We start from the raw sequence: 17,029 nt of genomic DNA on the forward strand, positions 1-17,029 counted from the left end.
TCAGTACCCCATCAGGAAGGGGTCGTAGGCGCCGCGCCGGTAGGCCGTGCCCGCCATCAGCATGTCGAGGCCGAGGCTGCCGACATCGTCGGCCACGGCATCGACCAGCATGTCCTTCTGGCCCTGCAGGATCTTCACGTAGCGGTGGCAGGCGTCGCAGGTCTCGGCCTTCACCGTGTCGGTGCCGCCCTCGACCCCCATGTAGGTGATGCCCTTGGTCGAATCGCAGAGCGTGCACTTCACCCGCACCACGTTCCACATCGTGGCGCAGAGCGCGCAGGTGCAGTAGCGCGCGCCGTCGGCGCCCTGCCAGCCCACCACCGTGGAGGATACGGGCGGGCCGCCGCAGGCCGGGCAGGCACCGGTGCCGACCGGCACGAGCGCGGCGACATCCAGCGTGGCGGCGAGCCGCGCCATGTGGACCTGCACGGCCGCCGCCGCATAGGCGTGTTCGGCGAGGCCGGCCTCGGGCCGCTCGCCCGCCAGCACCGTGCGGGCGCAGGCGTCGCGCAGCGCCCGGTCCCCGGCGATCCGGCCGAGGGCGGCCCGGGCCTCGTCGGGCTGGTCGAGGGCGGCGGCGGCGTCGAACAGGGCGTCGAAGGTGGCGTCGAGCGCGGCGTCGGGCAGCAGGGCCGCGCGGTCGAGCGGCGGCATGGCGTGGTGGCGGGAGCGGGCCAGGGCCTCGGGGGCCGAGACGGCGGCGAGGGTGGACTGGATGGCGGCCTGGGCGTCGGCGAGCCCGGCCAGGAACAGCAGGAAGGGCTTGAGGTCGCTGTGCTCCGCATAGGCGCGGAGCCGCAGGCTGCGCTTGACGAAGAGCCCGGCGGGATCGGGCAGGCGGGCGAAGGGCGGGGTGACGACGCCGCCGATGGCGGTCGGGTCGGCTTCGAGGGTACGGGGGTCGGCCATGGGGGATATGTATCGCGGCGCGGGCCGAGCGCAATGCGGTGCCGAGCCTGCGAGGCGCCCCGGCTCAAGTTTGGCGGTGATGCGACACGATTCCGTATGGAGCGCAATCGGCCGACTCGGAACTGCCTTGGTGGTGCGAAGCCGCTGGGACTGGCGACGATGCACTGGTCCCATCGCATGAACCCGATGGGTCGATGGAATCTGTTCGCCTAGGTTCGAGAACGGCTAATGGCGCGCGGCATCGACCCAGCGACAAGGGCCACACGCTGAGGCGTGCGGCCCTTGTCGCCTCTCATGGACCTCATGCGCCAGTCAGAGCCCGAGATGCTTCGCCGTCTCCGTCCGCTCCGTCGTATTCGGCTGCGGCGCCGTCTTGCGGCGCAGGCCGCTCAACTGCTTCAGCCATTTGCGATGGTGGCGGTAGGCCCAGCCGGCCGTCACATTGCCGCGCGTCATGGCCCGCATCGTGCCCTGGATCCAGATGGACGCGTAGACATGCGTGATCCAGATCAGGATGATGACGATGGCGGCGGCGGCGTGGAGCAGCGCGGCCCAGCGCTGCGTCTCGATCGCGGTGTAGACCGAGAAGTATTCCTGCCAGATGACGATGCCGCTGCCGATCAGCACCAGGATGAGCGCCGACATGCCCCAGAACACGAACTTCTGGCCGGCATTGTACTTGCCCATCTCGGGCAGGCGGTCCTCGTTGCCGGCCACGACGTCCTTGAAGCGCATCACCCAGGTCACGTCGTCCCGGTTGAACAGGTTGGCGCGCCAGAGCTGGGCGAAGAACACGTAGAACGACACGAACAGCAGCACGCCGATCCACGGATGGATCCAGCGCGTGGTCTGCCCGCCGCCGAAGAGGTTGGTGAGGAAGTACAGGTAGGGGGTGTAGAGGGCCAGGCCCGACAGCGCGAGCGCGATCAGGCTGAAGGCCACGACCCAGTGGTTGAGGCGCGCCAGCGGGCCGTAGCGCTTCACCGTGACGGGCGTGCCCGCCGTGCCGGGGGTGATGGCATCCCCCGGCTGCACCATGGTGCGGTGCTCGATCTTGCGGTTCGGGTCGAGCCGGTCCGTGTCGCGGAGAGCCTCGCTCATGCGTCCGTCCCGGTCAAAGCCTCACCCTCGTCCTCGTCGTGCTTCGTGACCTTGTTCTGGCCGGCGAAGACGGCGTGGGCGGCGCTGGCGACGGCCGCGAAGCCGATCAGCGCGAGCCCGGCGAACTTGCCCGCGCCCTTCCAGGCCTGCACCAGGCTGGAGATCTTCGGGTTGTCGGGCAGGTCGTTGTAGATGTGCGGCTTGTCGGCATGCTGGAGCACGTACATGACATGCGTGCCGCCGACGCCCGGCGGGTCGTAGAGGCCCGCATTGGCGTAGCCGCGGCCGTTCAGGTCCTTCACGCGGGTCGCCGCCTCGGCCTTCATCTCGTCCTTGGTGCCGAACGAGATGGCGTGGGTGGGGCAGGCCTTGGCGCAGGCCGGTCCCTGGCCCACCGCCACGCGGTCCGAGCACAGCGTGCACTTGTAGGCCTTGTGGTCGGTCTGCGAGATGCGCGGGATGTTGAAGGGGCAGCCCTTCACGCAATAGCCGCAGCCGATGCAGTTATCGTGGACGAAATCCACGATGCCGTTCGAATATTGCACGATGGCACCGGGGGCCGGGCAGGCCTTGAGGCAGCCCGGGTCGGAGCAATGCATGCAGCCGTCCTTGCGGATCAGCCATTCGAGCTTGTCGGTCTCCGGATTGGTCCATTCGTTGAACCGCATCAGAGTGAACATGTTGGGCGTGAGGTCGTGGGGATTCATATAGGTCCCCTGGAACGACTCCATCTCGGGATGGGTGTCGTTCCACTCGATGCACGCCGATTGGCAGGCCTTGCAGCCGATGCATTTCGAGATGTCGATCAGCTTGGCGACTTCGGTCAGCTTGCGGGCCGGCTCCGGCACCGTGGAGGCCGACCTCTTGACGAGGTCGGCGTCCGTGAAGCCGGGGACGGGCTGGCCGACGGGGGCATTGGGCATGAACATGGTCGTGTCTCCCCCCTCAGGCGATGGCCGGCGCGCTGGTCGGCTCGATGTTGACCAGGAAGGCCTTGAACTCCGGCGTATCGGAGTTCGCGTCCCCCACGACGGGCGTGAGGGAGTTCGGCCCCCAGCCCTTCGCGGCCGCGCCCATGAAGCCCCAATGCAGCGGGATGCCGACGACATGGACGGTCTTGCCGTCGCAGATCAGCGGCTGGATGCGCTTGGTGACATAGGCCTTGGCCTTGACCTCGCCGCGCTTGGACCAGACCCGGACCCAGCTGCCGTTGGCGACGCCCTTCTCGTCCGCGAGTTGGTGGCTGATCTCCACGAAGAACTCGGGCTGCAGCACGGCATTCACGCGGTTGTGCTTGGTCCAGTAGTGGAAGTGCTCCGTCAGCCGGTACGAGGTCGCCGCGTAGGGGAACTCGTCCGAATCGCCGAAGGAGGCGACGTCCGCCTGGAAGATGCGCGCCACGGGATTGCCGCGGATCGCCGGGTTGATGACGTTCTTGACCGGCGATTCGAAGGGCTCGTAGTGGATCGGGAACGGCCCGTCGCGCAGCATCCCGCGCGAGAAGACGCGGGCCGTGCCCTCCTGGTTGAGGATGAAGGGCTGCACGGTGCCGGGCTTGGCGTCCGGCGCGATGTCCGGCACGTCGAATCCGGCCCACTTGCTGCCGTTCCACTCGATCAGCTTGCGGCTCGGGTCCCACGGCCGTCCCTGCATGTCGCAGGAGGCGGCGTTGTAGAGCACGCGCCGGTTGACCGGCCAGGCGAAGGTCCAGTTGAGGAACGTGCCCATGTTGCCCGGGTCGGCGTTGTCGCGCCGGGCCATGTTGTTGCCGTTCTCGTTCCACTGGCCCGAGTAGATCCAGCAGCCGCAGGCGGTCGAGCCGTCGTTCTTCAGCTGGCTGAAGTTGACGACCAGCTTGCCCTTGGCGGTGAGGAGCTTGGTCGGGTCCTTGGCGTCGAACTGGTCGGCGAGCGCCGATCCGTTGACCTCCTTGGCGAGCTCTTCGGGGGTCGGCTCCTCCGGATCGGCATAGTTCCAGGTGAGGTCGAGGATCGGGTCCGGGTAGGCCCCGCCCTCGGTCGCGTAGAGCTTCTTCAGCCGCAGGAAGATCTGCGCCATGATCCAGGTGTCGTGCCGGCTTTCGCCCGGTGCGGAGCCGCCCGCCCAGTGCCACTGCAGCCACCGGCCGGAATTGGCCAGCGAACCCTCCTCCTCGGCGAAGCAGGTGGTGGGCAGCTGGAACACTTCGGTCTGGATCTTGGACGAGTCGACATCGTTGTAGATGCCGAAGTTCTTCCAGAAGTTGGACGTCTCGGTGTCGAGCGGGTCCATCGTGACGAGGAACTTCAGCTTCGACAGGCTGTCCGTCGTCTTGGCCCGGTCCGGGATCGACAGGATCGGGTTGAAGCCCTGGCAGAAATATCCGTTGACCTTGCCTTCCCGCATCAGCTCGAACATGCGCAGGATGTCGTAGGCCGGCACGTCGAGCTTGGGCAGGTAATCGTAGGCCCAGTCGTTGTCCTTGGTGGCCTTGTCGCCCCACATGCTCTTCATGAAGGACACGAAGAACTTGTCGTAGTTGCGCCAATAGCTGGTCTGGTCCTGGCGCAGCGGCTTGAACTGGCGCGTCGCGACGTAGTCGCCGTAGGTCTTCTCCTTCTCGGTGGGGATCGCGAGATACCCGGGGATCAGGTTGGACATCAGGCCGAGGTCGGTGAGACCCTGGATGTTGGAATGGCCGCGCAGCGCGTTCATGCCGCCGCCCGCCACGCCGATGTTGCCGAGCAGCAGCTGCAGCATCGCCATGGTGCGGATGTTCTGCGCACCCTTGGAATGCTGCGTCCAGCCGAGCGCATACATGGACGTCATCGCCCTGTCGGGCGCCGACGTGGTGGCGATCATCTCGCAGACGTGGAGGAACTTGTCCTTCGGCGTGCCGCAGATGCGCTCGACGAGCTCGGGCGTATATTGCTCGACGTGGTCCTTCAGCAGCTGCCACACCGTGCGGGGGTGCTGCAGCGTCATGTCGGACACGACGAAGCCGTCCGGGCCGATCTGGTAATCCCAGGTCGAGCGGTCGTAATCGCGCTTCATCTCGTCGTAGCCGGTGAACAGCCCGTCCTTATAGGCGAACCCGTCCTTCACCAGGTAGCTGATGTTGGTATAGTTCTTGGCGTATTCCCACTGGATCTTGTCGTTGGCGATGCAGTAGCGCATCACCCCGAGCAGGAAGGCGATGTCGGTGCCCTGGCGGATGGGGGCGTAATAATCCGCGACGGCGGCCGTGCGGGTATAGCGCGGGTCGACGACGATCAGCTTGGCGCCGCGGTGGGCCTTGGCTTCCACGAGCCATTTGAAGCCGCACGGGTGCGCTTCGGCCGCGTTGCCGCCCATCACGATCGCGAGATCGGTGTTCTTGATATCAGTCCACGGCTGCGTCATCGCTCCGCGGCCAAACGTCGGGCCCAAACTGGACACCGTCGGGCCGTGTCAGACACGCGCCTGGTTGTCGAACCCCAGGATGCCGGCCGAGCGCACCACCTTGTAGGTCAGGTAGGCGGTCTCGTTCGTGGTGGCGGACGCCGCCAGGAAGCCGGTGGTGGTCCAGCGGTTGACCGCGGTCCCGTCCTTGTTGGCCTTGATGAAGTTGGCGTCGCGGTCGTCCTTGAGGAGGCGCGCGATGCGGTCGAGGGCCTGGTCCCAGGACACCTGCTGCCACGCGTCCGACCCGGGCTTGCGCACGCGGGGAACGGTGATGCGGGTCTTGGAGGTGACGAAGTCGTGCAGCGCCGCGCCCTTGGGGCACAGGGTGCCGCGGTTCGTCGGATGGTCGATGTCACCCTCGATATGGGTGATGTCGGCGCGCTCGCCCTTCTTCAGGTCCCCCTTGGAGTACATGATGATGCCGCAGGCCACCGAGCAGTAGGGGCAGGTGTTGCGGGTTTCTGTGGTGTTGGCGAGCTTATAGGGCCTGATGGCCGCGGCTTGCGCCGCCTCGACGCCGCCGAAGCCGAAGGCTCCCAGCGATGTGCCCGCCGCACCCACGCCGGCCATTTTCAAGAAATGGCGTCGTGAGAGCTCCATGTTCATTGAGGCCCCCCCTTCTTCACGCTTCGCGTCACGTTCGCTCGTCCCGTTGAGGATGGTGCTTTAGAACGATTACGATTGTCACAACCATGTGGCATGATCGCATGCAGTGTCAAACGTTAGTGGCTCAGATGCGGGGTTCGGCCCCATCCGTCAAGCGGCACCGCCGCATGGGTCGGTTGCCGCAAGGTAAGCGTCGACGATCTGGCGGAACCGCACCGCCCCGAAGCTGGGGAAATGCCCGCCGTGGACGATGCGGGGCGCGATCTCGGCCCTCAGCCGCGCCAGCGTGGCGCGATAGGCGGCGATGTCTGAATCCGGGCAGGTGTCGACCAGGGGGCCGTCGTAGACGGCGTCCTGCGCGAAGAGCGTGCCGGTCCGCTCCTCGAAGAGGGCGAGGTGGCCGCGGCAATGGCCCGGCGTGTGCAGCACCGTGAGGCTGCGCCCGCCGAGGTCGATCCGGTCGCCCTCGTCCACGAAGCCGGTGGCCGGCGCGGGCGCGATGCGGTGGGCGCCCGCCGACCAGCCCTCCGGCCGCCGCGTGAAGGCATCGGCGTCCCGGCTGCCGTCCGCATAGTTGGCGAAGAGCGTCGCGTCCGGCGCCGGGTCGGCCAGGACCGCCGCCAGGGCAGGGTGGACGAGGCGCTCGTCCTCCGGCCCGTCGAACTCGTGGGCAGCCCCGATGTGGTCCCAATGGACGTGGCTGACCAGCAACGTCACGGGCCGCCCGCGCAGGATCGGCAGGGACGCCCGCAGGGGCACGTGGCCGAGCCCCGCATCGATCAGCAGGTCCCGGTCCCGTCCCCGCACCAGCCACATGTGGCCCCGATAGAAGGGCGGCATCCAGGGCTCGTGGATCAGCGTCACGTCGTCGGCGAAGGGCAGGGCCTCGTACCAACCCTCGGGCGGTACGCCATGCGATTTCGAAATGGCTTGTCCGTCGACCATGAAGGACTCCTTAACAACGCCATGCACCGTGCGCCTAGCTGCGCTGCACTCTTCCTGTGTTGCGACGCAACATGGACGGGGCTATCTCATCGTCATCGGCATCAAGACCGATCCGGGAGGTTTGATCCATCAAACCGTTTTGAGGGAAATCGAACCATGTTCAACAAACTTTTCGCCCTGGCGCAGGATCGCCTCGACAAGAGCCGCCGTTATCGCCAGCTGCTGGCCGAGATCGACACGTTGTCGAACGCCGACCTCGTCGAGATGGGGGCTTTCCAGTCCGACCTCTACGCCGCGGCGCATCGCCAGGTCTACGGCTGATCCTCCGGGCCACGACGGCCCGATCCAGCCGCCATACGAAAAGGGCCGCGACGCCATGGGCGTCGCGGCCCTTTTCGTGTGGCGAGGTCCCCTCCTGGCCCATGGCGTCCATCGCGCCGTCGCCGACACACGCCGGCTCCGACATGCCAGCCGTCCGCTTCGCCCCGAGGCCCGCCGCCTTGCCGGGGGCGGGCCCTGACCCCACCTGCGACACCAAGGCAGGAGGTGCGCGATGGCGGAGCGGGCGTGGAAGATCGAGGACGCGCCGCGGCTCGATGGCCGCCTGGCCATCGTCACGGGGGCGTCGGGCGGGCTCGGCGCCGAGACCGCGCTCGGCCTCGCGCGGCGGGGCGCCGCCGTGGTCCTGGCGGCCCGCAACGCCGTCAAGGCCGAGACCGCGCTGCAGCGCCTGCGCGCGGCCGTGCCGGGCGCCGATATCCGCGTCGGGCTGCTCGACCTCGCCGACCTCGCCTCCGTGCGGCGCTTCGCCCAGTCCCATCTCGACGTCGGCCAGCCGGTCGACGTGCTGGTCAACAACGCCGGCGTCATGGCCTATCCCACGCGGCGAGTCACGCGGGACGGGTTCGAGGAACAGTTCGGCACCAATTACCTCGGCCACTTCGCCCTGACCGGCCTGCTGCTGCCGGCCCTCGTCCGGGCGCAGGGCGGTGGCCGGGTCGTGTCGCTGGCGAGCCTCGCCCATGTCCAGGGCCGCATCGCCCTCGACGACCTCCAGGGCGAGGCGCGCTACGACGGCTGGACGGCCTACCGCCAGAGCAAGCTCGCCATGCTGGTCTTCGCCCGCGAACTCCAGCGCCGCGCCGATGCGGCGGGCTGGCCCCTGCGCTCCGTCGCGGCCCATCCGGGCTGGGCCGTCACCGACATCATCTCGAACGGGCCGGCCGAGGGGCGCGGCGGGGTCAAGCCCGCGCTGATGAACCTCGCCTTCAGCTTCCTCGGCCAGTCCGCGGCGGACGGCGCCCTGCCCATCCTCTACTCCGCCACGATGGAGAAGGCCGAGCCCGGCGGCTATTACGGCCCCGCGGGGCGGGGGGAGAGGACCGGGTCGGTCGGCCCTTCCCGCGTCATGCCGCAGGCGCGCGATGCCGCTGTCGCGGCGGCCCTGTGGGACGCGTCGGAGCGGCTGACCGGCGTGCGCTTCGGGCTGGAGGAGAGGGTATGACCACGATCGCGATCCTGGCGACGGGCGCCATGGGGGCCGGCATCGGCCTGCACCTCGTCGAGGGCGGCGCCACCGTGCTGACCAACCTCGACGGCCGGGGACCGGAGAGCCGCCGCCGCGCCGTCGAGGCGGGCCTGCGGGACGTGCCCCTGTCCGAGGTCGCCCGTGCCGACATCGTCCTGTCCATCGTGCCGCCGGGCTCCGCCGTGGCGCTCGCCGAGCGGCTCGCGCCGGCCCTGGCGGCCAGCGACAGCAAGCCGGTCTTCGTCGACGCCAATGCCATCAGCCCCGAGACGGCGGAGCGCGTGCGCGCGGCGCTCGCCGGTTCGGGATGCGCCGTCGTCGACGGCTGCATCATCGGGGCGCCGCCGCAGCCCCGCGGCAAGAGCCCGGCCTTCTACGTCAGCGGCGACCCGGACCGGCTGACCGCTCCGCTGGCCCAGCACGGGCTCGACTGGAAGCCCATGGAGGCGCCCTTCGGGGCAGCCTCCGGCCTGAAGCTCGTCTATGCCATGTGCACCAAGGGCGTCACGGCGCTCGCCGCCGCCATGGTGCTGGGGGCGGAGCGCAACGGCGCCGGCGCGGCGCTGCGGGCCGAACTCGCCCGCAGCCAGCCCGAACTCGTCGGCCGCTTCGCCAAGGCCATGCCCGACATGCTGCCCAAGGCGTACCGCTGGGTCGCCGAGATGCGCGAGATCGCGGCCTTCCTCGGCCCGGACGATCCCGCCGCCCTGATGTTCGAGGGCGCCGCCCAGGTCTACGAACGGCTCGCCGCCGACCGCGAGGCCGGGGGCGAACTCGGGGCCACGCTGCTGGCGGGGTCGAAGCCGGCGGTGTGAGCGCCCCGTCCCCGGGGCGCCGCCGCCGACGTCACACGGTGCGGTGCTTCTCGTTCGAAGCGCCGCTCTTGGCCTCGATGGCCGCCTGCGCCGCCGCCAGCCGCGCGATCGGCACCCGGAAGGGCGAGCAGCTGACGTAGTCGAGGCCCAAGGTCTCGCAGAACGCGATGGAGGCCGGGTCGCCGCCATGCTCGCCGCAGATGCCGAGCTTGATGCCGGGCCGGGTCCTGCGCCCGCGCTCCGCCGCGATGGCGACGAGTTCGCCCACGCCCTCCTGGTCCAGCGTCACGAAGGGATCGGCCGGGAGGATGCCCTTGGCGGTGTAGGGGCCGAGGAAGGAAGCGGCGTCGTCGCGGCTGATGCCGAGCGTCGTCTGGGTGAGGTCGTTGGTGCCGAAGGAGAAGAACTCGGCCGAGCCCGCGATCTCGCCGGCCTTGAGGGCGGCGCGCGGCAGCTCGATCATGGTGCCGACCGTGTAGGGCACGGTCACGCCCGTCTCCTGCGCCACCGCCTCCGCCATGGCGACGATGCGCCCCTTCACGAGGTCGAGCTCCGCCAGCGTCATCACCAGCGGCACCATGATCTCGGCCTCGACGACCTCGCCGGCCTCCTTCCCGGCCAGCACCGCACCCTCGAAGATGGCGCGGGCCTGCATCTCGGCGATCTCGGGATAGGCGATGGCGAGGCGAACCCCGCGGAAGCCCAGCATCGGGTTGAACTCGTGCAGGTCCTGGGCGCGGCGCCGCACCTTGTCGGCCGACAGGCCGAGCGAGGCCGCGACCTCGTCCATCTCCCCGTCGGTGTGGGGCAGGAACTCGTGCAGCGGCGGGTCGAGCAGGCGGATCGTCACCGGCAGGCCCGACATGATGCCGAACAGCTGCTTGAAGTCCTCGCGCTGCATCGGCAGCAGCTTGGCCAGGGCGGCGCGCCGGCCCGCCTCGTCGTCGGCGAGGATCATCTCGCGCACCGCCACGATGCGGTCGCCCTCGAAGAACATGTGCTCGGTGCGGCACAGGCCGATGCCTTCGGCGCCGAAGCGCCGCGCCGCCTGGGCGTCGGCGGGGGTCTCGGCATTGGTGCGGACCTTCATGCGCCGCGACGCGTCCGCCCATTCCATCAGGGCCGAGAAGTCGCCCGACAGCTCCGGCTCCAGCATGGGCACGAGGCCGCGCAGCACCTGGCCGGTCGAGCCGTCCACCGTGATGAGGTCGCCCTTCTTCAGCACCACGCCCGCGCAGGACAGCGTGCCCTTGGCGGCGTCGACCCGGATGGAGCCCGCGCCCGACACGCAGGGCTTGCCCATGCCGCGCGCCACCACGGCGGCATGCGAGGTCATGCCGCCGCGCGTCGTGAGGATGCCCTCGGCGGCATGCATGCCGTTGATGTCCTCGGGCGAGGTTTCGGCCCGCACCAGGATGGAGCGTCGGCCGGCGATCTTGGCGGCCTCGGCCTCGTCGGAGGTGAAGACGATTTCGCCCTGGGCGGCGCCGGGCGAGGCGGGCAGGCCGGTGGCGAGGAGGTCGCGCTTGGCCTTCGGGTCGAGGGTCGGGTGCAGCAGCTGGTCGAGCGAGGCCGGGTCGATGCGGCGCACCGCCTCCTCGCGGGTGATGAGCCCCTCGCCCGCCATGTCGATGGCGATCTTCAGCGCCGCCTTGGTGGTGCGCTTGCCGTTGCGGGTCTGCAGCATCCACAGCTTGCCGCGCTCGACCGTGAACTCCATGTCCTGCATGTCGCGGTAGTGGCGCTCGAGCAGCTGCGTCGTCTCGACGAAGCTCCTGAATACCTCCGGCATCACGGTCTCGAGCGAGGGCTTGTCGGAGCCCGCCGCGATGCGGGCGGCTTCCGTGATGTTCTGCGGGGTGCGGATGCCCGCCACCACGTCCTCGCCCTGCGCGTTGACCAGGAACTCGCCGTAGAGTTCGTGCGTGCCGACCGACGGGTTGCGGGTGAAGGCGACGCCCGTCGCCGACGTCTCGCCCATGTTGCCGAACACCATGGCCTGCACGGTGACGGCCGTGCCCCAGGACTCGGGGATGGTGTTGAGCCGCCGATAGGTCTTGGCGCGGCTGTTCATCCAGGACGAGAACACCGCCCCGATGGCGCCCCACAGCTGGACCATCGGGTCCTGCGGGAAGGGCTTGCCGGTCTCGGACAGCACCTTGGCCTTGTAGCGCTCGATCACGGCCTGCCAGTCGGCTGCGGCGAGATCGGTGTCGAGCATGAAGCCCTTGCGCTCCTTGAACTCCTCCAGGATCTCCTCGAAGCCGTGGCTCGGCAGGTCGAGCACCACGTTGCAGTACATCTGGATGAAGCGGCGGTAGCTGTCGAAGGCGAAGCGTTCGTCTTTGGCCGATGCGGCCAGAGCCGCGACGGTGCGGTCGTTGAGGCCGAGGTTCAGCACCGTGTCCATCATGCCCGGCATGGAGGCGCGGGCGCCCGAGCGCACCGACACGAGCAGCGGCCGCGTCTCGTCGCCGAAGACCCGGTCCGTCAGGCGGCCCACATGCGCCAGCGCGGCCGCGACATCGCCCTTCAGCGTGTCGGGATACTGGTGCTCATGGGCGTAGAAATAGGTGCAGACTTCGGTCGTGACGGTGAAGCCGGGAGGCACCGGCAGGCCGAGATGCGCCATCTCGGCGAGGTTCGCCCCCTTGCCGCCGAGGAGGTCGCGCTGGCTGCCGGAGCCCTCGGCCTGTCCGCCGCCGAAAGCGTAAACCCACTTCGTCATGCTCTCCCGCCCTCTTCCGACCGCCAACAGCCCGGCCTTGCGCCGCTTATCGTCGCGTTTAGAGCATGAACGTAGCCTTGGGGCGAGCGCCGCGTGACGGTGGCGCCCCGCCCGGCGACGGCCTGGAACGCCCGGTCCGCCGCGCGGGTCGTGCCGGTCGGCTCCGACCGAAACCGGGGCGACGTCTATGCGGTCCCCCGCCGCCGCTGCGCGTCACGCGTGCGAGCGCAGGCGCAGCGCGAAGAAGATCCAGTTGATGCCCGTGAAGACGAGCTCGATCCCGAGCAGCAGGCCGATGACGAAGAGGCCGTTGGCGGGCCAGCCGCTCACGATGAGGAGGCCCAGCAGGCCCGTCACCACGCCCGACAGGATCAGCGGGCCGCGCATCTTGTCGTGGTGGCGGAAGCCCGCGACCGCCCGCACGATGCCGGTGGCGAGCAGGCCGGCGCCGAGCAGGAGCGTCAGCACGACCGAGGCCTGCACGGGCTCGGCCCAGGCGAAGATCCCGGCCGCCACATAGAACAGGCCGCTGATCTCCCAGTAGAGCGCCTGGCCCCAGCCGCGCGCCCGGAAGCCCAGCACGATCTCGACGAGGCCCACGACGGCGACGAGCACGCCGATCGTCACCACCGACACCAGCGTGGCGAATTCCGTGATGGCGAGCGCGACGAGGCCCGCCACCACGGCCACGATCCCGAGGCCCAGGAACCAGGCCCAGTTGGCCCGCAGCTGTTCGGTCGGCGGCAGGCCGCGGAGTTTGGCGCCGAAGCCCGTCGGTGGCTGCATCGTCATGGTCTGTCCTTCTGCGGCCGATGTTGAGCTGAACAATCCGAAGCGCAGCGCTCGATGTGTTCTGGTGATCTGTGACCTGGAAGACCACAGCGGTGACTTTGAGCGCCGGGCTCCCCAGGGAGCATTTGCGTCCCGGCACCCTTCCGCCTAAACGAAGGGAAAGCTCAGACGCTAGGGTCTATCATTCATGAGGTTGTCGTGACGGTTTCCACGCCCCTTCTCGATCAAGTCGATCAGCCCGACGCGCTCCGGCGCATGTCGGACGCCGACCTGCGCCAAGTCTCGGATGAACTGCGTGCCGAGACGATCAGCGCCGTGTCGGTCACGGGCGGCCACCTCGGTTCGGCTCTGGGCGTCATCGAACTCACCGTCGCGATCCACGCCGTCTTCAACACGCCGGCCGACCGGCTGATCTGGGATGTCGGTCATCAGGCCTATCCCCACAAGATCCTCACCGGCCGCCGCGCGCGCATCCGCACGCTCCGCCAGGCCGGGGGCCTGTCGGGATTCACGAAACGTGCGGAGAGCGAATACGATCCCTTCGGCGCCGCCCATTCCTCGACGTCGATCTCGGCCGGCCTCGGCATGGCCGTCGGGCGCGACCTCGCGGGCCGCGACAATTCCGTCATCGCCGTCATCGGCGACGGGTCCATGTCGGCCGGCATGGCCTACGAGGCGATGAACAACGCCGGCGCGCTGAAGTCGCGCCTCGTCGTCATCCTCAACGACAACGACATGTCGATCGCGCCGCCCGTCGGCGCCATGTCGGGCTACCTCGCCCGCCTCGTGTCGGGCGGGGCCTACCGCACCGTGCGCGAGTTCGGCAAGCAGCTGGCGGCCCACCTGCCGAAGTTCTTCTACGACAAGGCCCGCCGCACCGAGGAATACGCCCGCGGCTTCTTCACCGGCGGCACGCTGTTCGAGGAGCTCGGCTTCTACTACGTGGGGCCGATCGACGGCCACAACCTCGACCAACTGCTGCCCGTGCTGCGCAACGTGCGCGACGAGGCGCAGGGTCCGGTGCTGATCCACGTCGTGACGCAGAAGGGCAAGGGCTACGCGCCGGCCGAAGCCTCCGCCGACAAGTACCACGGCGTGTCGACCTTCGACGTCATCACCGGCACCCAGGCCAAGCCCAAGGCCAATGCCCCGGCCTACCAGCGCGTCTTCGGCGAAAGCCTCATCAAGGAGGCCGACCGGGACGACAAGGTCGTGGCCATCACGGCCGCCATGCCGTCCGGCACCGGCATCGACCTCTTCGGCCAGGCCCACCCCACCCGCACCTTCGACGTCGGCATCGCCGAGCAGCACGCCGTCACCTTCGCGGCCGGCCTCGCCACGGAAGGGTTCAAGCCCTTCGTGGCCATCTACTCGACCTTCCTGCAGCGCGGCTACGACCAGGTCGTGCACGACGTCGCCATCCAGAACCTGCCGGTCCGCTTCGCCATGGACCGCGCCGGCCTCGTGGGCGCCGACGGCCCGACCCACGCCGGCTCCTTCGACCTCGCCTACCTCGGCTGCCTGCCCAACATGATGATCATGGCGGCGGCCGACGAGGCGGACCTCGTCCACATGGTGGCCACCCAGGTCGCCTACGACGACGGTCCCTCCGCCCTGCGCTACCCGCGCGGCGAAGGCGTCGGCATGGACATGCCGGCCGTCGGCGTCCCGCTCGAGATCGGCAAGGGCCGCATCCTGCGCGAGGGCAAGCAGGTCGCCATCCTGTCGCTCGGCACCCGCCTCGCCGAAGCCCTGAAGGCCGCCGACACGCTGGCCGGCATGGGCCTCTCCACCACGGTGGCGGACGCCCGCTTCGCCAAGCCGCTCGACCGCGAGATGATCCGCGGCCTGGCCGAGAAGCACGACGTGCTCATCACCATCGAGGAAGGCTCGGTCGGCGGCTTCGGCTCCTTCGTGCTGCAGTTCCTCAGCGAGGAAGGCCTGCTCGACGGCGGCCTCAAGGTCCGCGCCATGGTGCTGCCCGACACGTTCATCGACCATGACAAGCCCGAGAAGATGTATGCCCAGGCGGGGCTCGACGCGAAGGGCATCGTGGCCAAGGTGCAGGACGCCCTGGGCATGAGCGCGGGCGCCGAGGCGTCCCCCGCCGCCAAGCGGACGCCCCCCCGGGCCGTCCCCAAGGTGGCGGGCTGACCGCAACCGACGACGCGGCGGGACCGTCCCGCAGGGCCGACGTCGCGCTGGTCGCGGCGGGTTTCTTCGAGAGCCGGGCCCGTGCCGCCGAAGCCATCGCGGCCGGCCTCGTCACGGCCGACGGCGTCACTGTCGCCAAGCCGGCCGGCAAGGTGGCGGCCGACGCCGTGCTGCGGGCGACGCCGGCCCATCCCTACGTGTCCCGCGGCGGGCTCAAGCTGGCGGCGGCGCTCGACGGCTTCGCCATCGACCCGGCGGGGCTGCGCTGCCTCGACGTCGGCTCCTCGACGGGCGGTTTCACCGACGTGCTGCTGCGCCGCGGCGCCGCCCACGTGACGGCCGTGGACGTGGGGCGGGACCAGTTCCACCACAGCCTCCGCGCCGACCCCCGCATCACGCTGCGCGAGTCCACCGACATCCGGGCGCTGGCCCCGGCGGACCTCGCCGCGCCCGTCGACCTCGTGGTCTGCGACGCGAGCTTCGTGTCGCTGCGCATCGTGCTGCCGCCGGCCCTCGCCCTGGCCGGGCCGCGGGCCGCGCTGGTGGCGCTCGTCAAGCCGCAGTTCGAAGCCGGCCGCCGCGCCCTCAAGAAGGGCATCGTGCGCGACCCCGCCGTGCACGAGGCCGTGTGCCGCGACATCGCCGCCTTCGTGACCGACGCCGGATGGACGCTCTTGGGCGTCGCGCCCTCGCCGGTCGCCGGCGGGGACGGCAATCTCGAATTCCTGCTGGGAGCCCGCCGCCGTGGCGATTGACACGCTTCGCCTCGCCATCGCCCATCTCGGCCGCCGCGGCGAGGGGGTGGGGCACGATGCCGAGGGCGCCCCCGTCTACGTGCCCTATGCCCTGCCGGGCGAGACCGTGCTGGCGGAGCGCGACGGCGAGCGGGCCCGCATCCTCGACCTGCTCGAGCCGCGCCGGGATCGGCTAGAGCCGGTCTGCCCCTATTACGGCACCTGCGGGGGCTGCGCCGTGCAGACGCTGCCGGGGCCCGACTACCTCGCCTGGAAGCGCGACCTCGTGGCGACCGCCCTCGCCAAGGCGGGCCTCGACGTGCCGGTCGAGGCGACGCTCGACGCCCACGGCGCAGGCCGCCGGCGCGCCACCTTCCATTCCCGGCTGGAAGCCCCGCGCGCGCCGCCGCGCGTCGGCTTCATGCAGGCCCGCACCCACGGCATCGTCGACATCGCCCACTGCCCCATCCTGGCGCCCGGCCTGGCGGGGGCACTGCCGGCGGCACGTCGCGTCGCCGCCATCCTCAGCCAGGCCGGCAAGCCGCTCGACCTCGTCGTGACGGCGACCGAGACGGGCCTCGACCTCGACCTGCGCGGGCTCGGGCCCGCGGGCGAGCAGCAGCGCCGCGCCCTGGTGGCGGCGGCCGCCGCGCTCGACCTCGCGCGGCTGTCCAACCACGGCGAGGTGCTGGTCGAGGCGCGGGCGCCGCTGCTGCGCATGGGCCGCGCCGCCCTCGCCATGCCGCCCGGCGCCTTCCTGCAGGCGACGGAGGCGGGCGAGGCCGCCCTGGCCGCGCGCGTCCTCGCCGGCGTCGGCGGGGCGAAGCGGGTCGCCGACCTGTTCTGCGGCGTCGGCACCTTCGCGCTGCGCCTCGGCGAGGCCGCGGCGGTGACGGCCGTGGATTCCGAGCGCGGCGCCATCGCCGCCCTGGTGCGGGCCGCGGCCGGCGCCACCGGCCTGCGCCAGCCGCGGACCGAGGTGCGCGACCTGTTCAAGCGTCCCCTCGCGGCGGCCGAGCTCGAGGGCTTCGACGCCGTGGTGTTCGACCCGCCCCGCGCCGGCGCCGCCGCCCAGGCGGCCGAGATCGCCCGCTCGGCCGTGCCGCGCGTCGTGGCGGTGAGCTGCGACCCCGGCACCTTCGCGCGCGACGCCGCCACGCTGGTCAAGGGCGGCTACGCGGTGGAGAGCGTCGTGCCGGTGGACCAGTTCCGCTATTCCGCCCACGTCGAGCTCGTGGCGGTCTTCACCCGGCCGGTGCGGGTGGCGAAGAAGCGGCGGCTGCTGTCCTGATGC

General features: G+C 70.2%; 13 protein-coding genes. 6 read left to right on the plus strand and 7 right to left on the minus strand.

Annotation, left to right across the window (positions count from 1 at the left end; genetic code table 11):
* The 5 genes from fdhE to D3272_RS07560 all read right to left on the minus strand — a co-directional run bounded on the left by fdhE (position 1) and on the right by D3272_RS07560 (position 6,984).
* The gene (gene fdhE / locus D3272_RS07535; protein WP_129218547.1) at positions 1 to 909 is read right to left on the minus strand and encodes a formate dehydrogenase accessory protein FdhE; all 909 of its coding nucleotides are present in this window, start codon (positions 907 to 909) and stop codon (positions 1 to 3) included.
* A gap of 312 nt (positions 910 to 1,221) precedes the next feature.
* Positions 1,222 to 1,947 (minus strand): formate dehydrogenase subunit gamma, encoded by a 726-nt coding sequence (locus tag D3272_RS07540; RefSeq protein ID WP_129218658.1) that lies wholly within the window; start codon positions 1,945 to 1,947, stop codon positions 1,222 to 1,224.
* 59 nt (positions 1,948 to 2,006) lie between these two features.
* The gene (fdxH, locus tag D3272_RS07545) at positions 2,007 to 2,939 is read right to left on the minus strand and encodes a formate dehydrogenase subunit beta (RefSeq protein ID WP_129218548.1); all 933 of its coding nucleotides are present in this window, start codon (positions 2,937 to 2,939) and stop codon (positions 2,007 to 2,009) included.
* A gap of 16 nt (positions 2,940 to 2,955) precedes the next feature.
* A complete protein-coding gene (gene fdnG / locus D3272_RS07550; RefSeq protein ID WP_207210159.1) occupies positions 2,956 to 6,039 on the minus strand; it encodes a formate dehydrogenase-N subunit alpha in 3,084 nt (1,027 codons plus the stop codon).
* A 150-nt stretch (positions 6,040 to 6,189) separates the two neighbouring features.
* Positions 6,190 to 6,984, minus strand: a complete 795-nt coding sequence (locus tag D3272_RS07560) for an MBL fold metallo-hydrolase (protein WP_129218551.1) — start codon at positions 6,982 to 6,984, stop codon at positions 6,190 to 6,192.
* Positions 6,985 to 7,140: 156 nt separating this feature from the next.
* Here D3272_RS07560 and D3272_RS27215 point away from each other — a divergent pair, with 156 nt between their 5' ends.
* The 3 genes from D3272_RS27215 (at position 7,141) to D3272_RS07570 (ending at position 9,327) form a co-directional block, all read left to right on the plus strand.
* A complete protein-coding gene (locus D3272_RS27215) occupies positions 7,141 to 7,305 on the plus strand; it encodes a hypothetical protein (RefSeq protein WP_165361267.1) in 165 nt (54 codons plus the stop codon).
* A 232-nt stretch (positions 7,306 to 7,537) separates the two neighbouring features.
* Positions 7,538 to 8,488: an oxidoreductase gene (locus D3272_RS07565; protein ID WP_129218552.1), complete on the plus strand. Its 951-nt coding sequence runs from the start codon at positions 7,538 to 7,540 to the stop codon at positions 8,486 to 8,488.
* Positions 8,485 to 9,327, plus strand: a complete 843-nt coding sequence (locus tag D3272_RS07570; RefSeq protein WP_129218553.1) for an NAD(P)-dependent oxidoreductase — start codon at positions 8,485 to 8,487, stop codon at positions 9,325 to 9,327. The genes D3272_RS07565 and D3272_RS07570 overlap by 4 nt, the downstream gene beginning before the upstream one ends.
* Before the next feature lie 31 nt (positions 9,328 to 9,358).
* Here D3272_RS07570 and ppdK read toward each other — a convergent pair whose 3' ends face one another.
* Both ppdK and D3272_RS07580 read right to left on the minus strand, forming a co-directional pair.
* Positions 9,359 to 12,055: a pyruvate, phosphate dikinase gene (gene ppdK, locus D3272_RS07575; protein ID WP_129218554.1), complete on the minus strand. Its 2,697-nt coding sequence runs from the start codon at positions 12,053 to 12,055 to the stop codon at positions 9,359 to 9,361.
* A 213-nt stretch (positions 12,056 to 12,268) separates the two neighbouring features.
* Positions 12,269 to 12,847 (minus strand): HdeD family acid-resistance protein, encoded by a 579-nt coding sequence (locus D3272_RS07580; RefSeq protein ID WP_129218555.1) that lies wholly within the window; start codon positions 12,845 to 12,847, stop codon positions 12,269 to 12,271.
* Between the two features lie 198 nt (positions 12,848 to 13,045).
* On the opposite strand from D3272_RS07580, the gene dxs reads away from it, so the two are divergent.
* Genes dxs through D3272_RS07595 form a run of 3 tightly spaced genes read left to right on the plus strand, consistent with a single transcriptional unit; the run spans position 13,046 to position 17,026 of the window.
* The gene (dxs, locus tag D3272_RS07585) at positions 13,046 to 15,001 is read left to right on the plus strand and encodes a 1-deoxy-D-xylulose-5-phosphate synthase (protein WP_129218556.1); all 1,956 of its coding nucleotides are present in this window, start codon (positions 13,046 to 13,048) and stop codon (positions 14,999 to 15,001) included.
* On the plus strand, positions 14,998 to 15,756 hold the full coding sequence (locus D3272_RS07590) for a TlyA family RNA methyltransferase (protein ID WP_129218557.1): 759 nt from the start codon (positions 14,998 to 15,000) through the stop codon (positions 15,754 to 15,756). Before dxs ends, D3272_RS07590 begins: the two co-directional genes overlap by 4 nt.
* On the plus strand, positions 15,752 to 17,026 hold the full coding sequence (locus tag D3272_RS07595; RefSeq protein ID WP_129218659.1) for a class I SAM-dependent RNA methyltransferase: 1,275 nt from the start codon (positions 15,752 to 15,754) through the stop codon (positions 17,024 to 17,026). The genes D3272_RS07590 and D3272_RS07595 overlap by 5 nt, the downstream gene beginning before the upstream one ends.
* Positions 17,027 to 17,029: the final 3 nt, after the last annotated feature.

Origin of the sequence: Lichenibacterium ramalinae, from assembly GCF_004137085.1 — a bacterium.
Lineage (GTDB): Bacteria > Pseudomonadota > Alphaproteobacteria > Rhizobiales > Beijerinckiaceae > Lichenihabitans > Lichenihabitans ramalinae.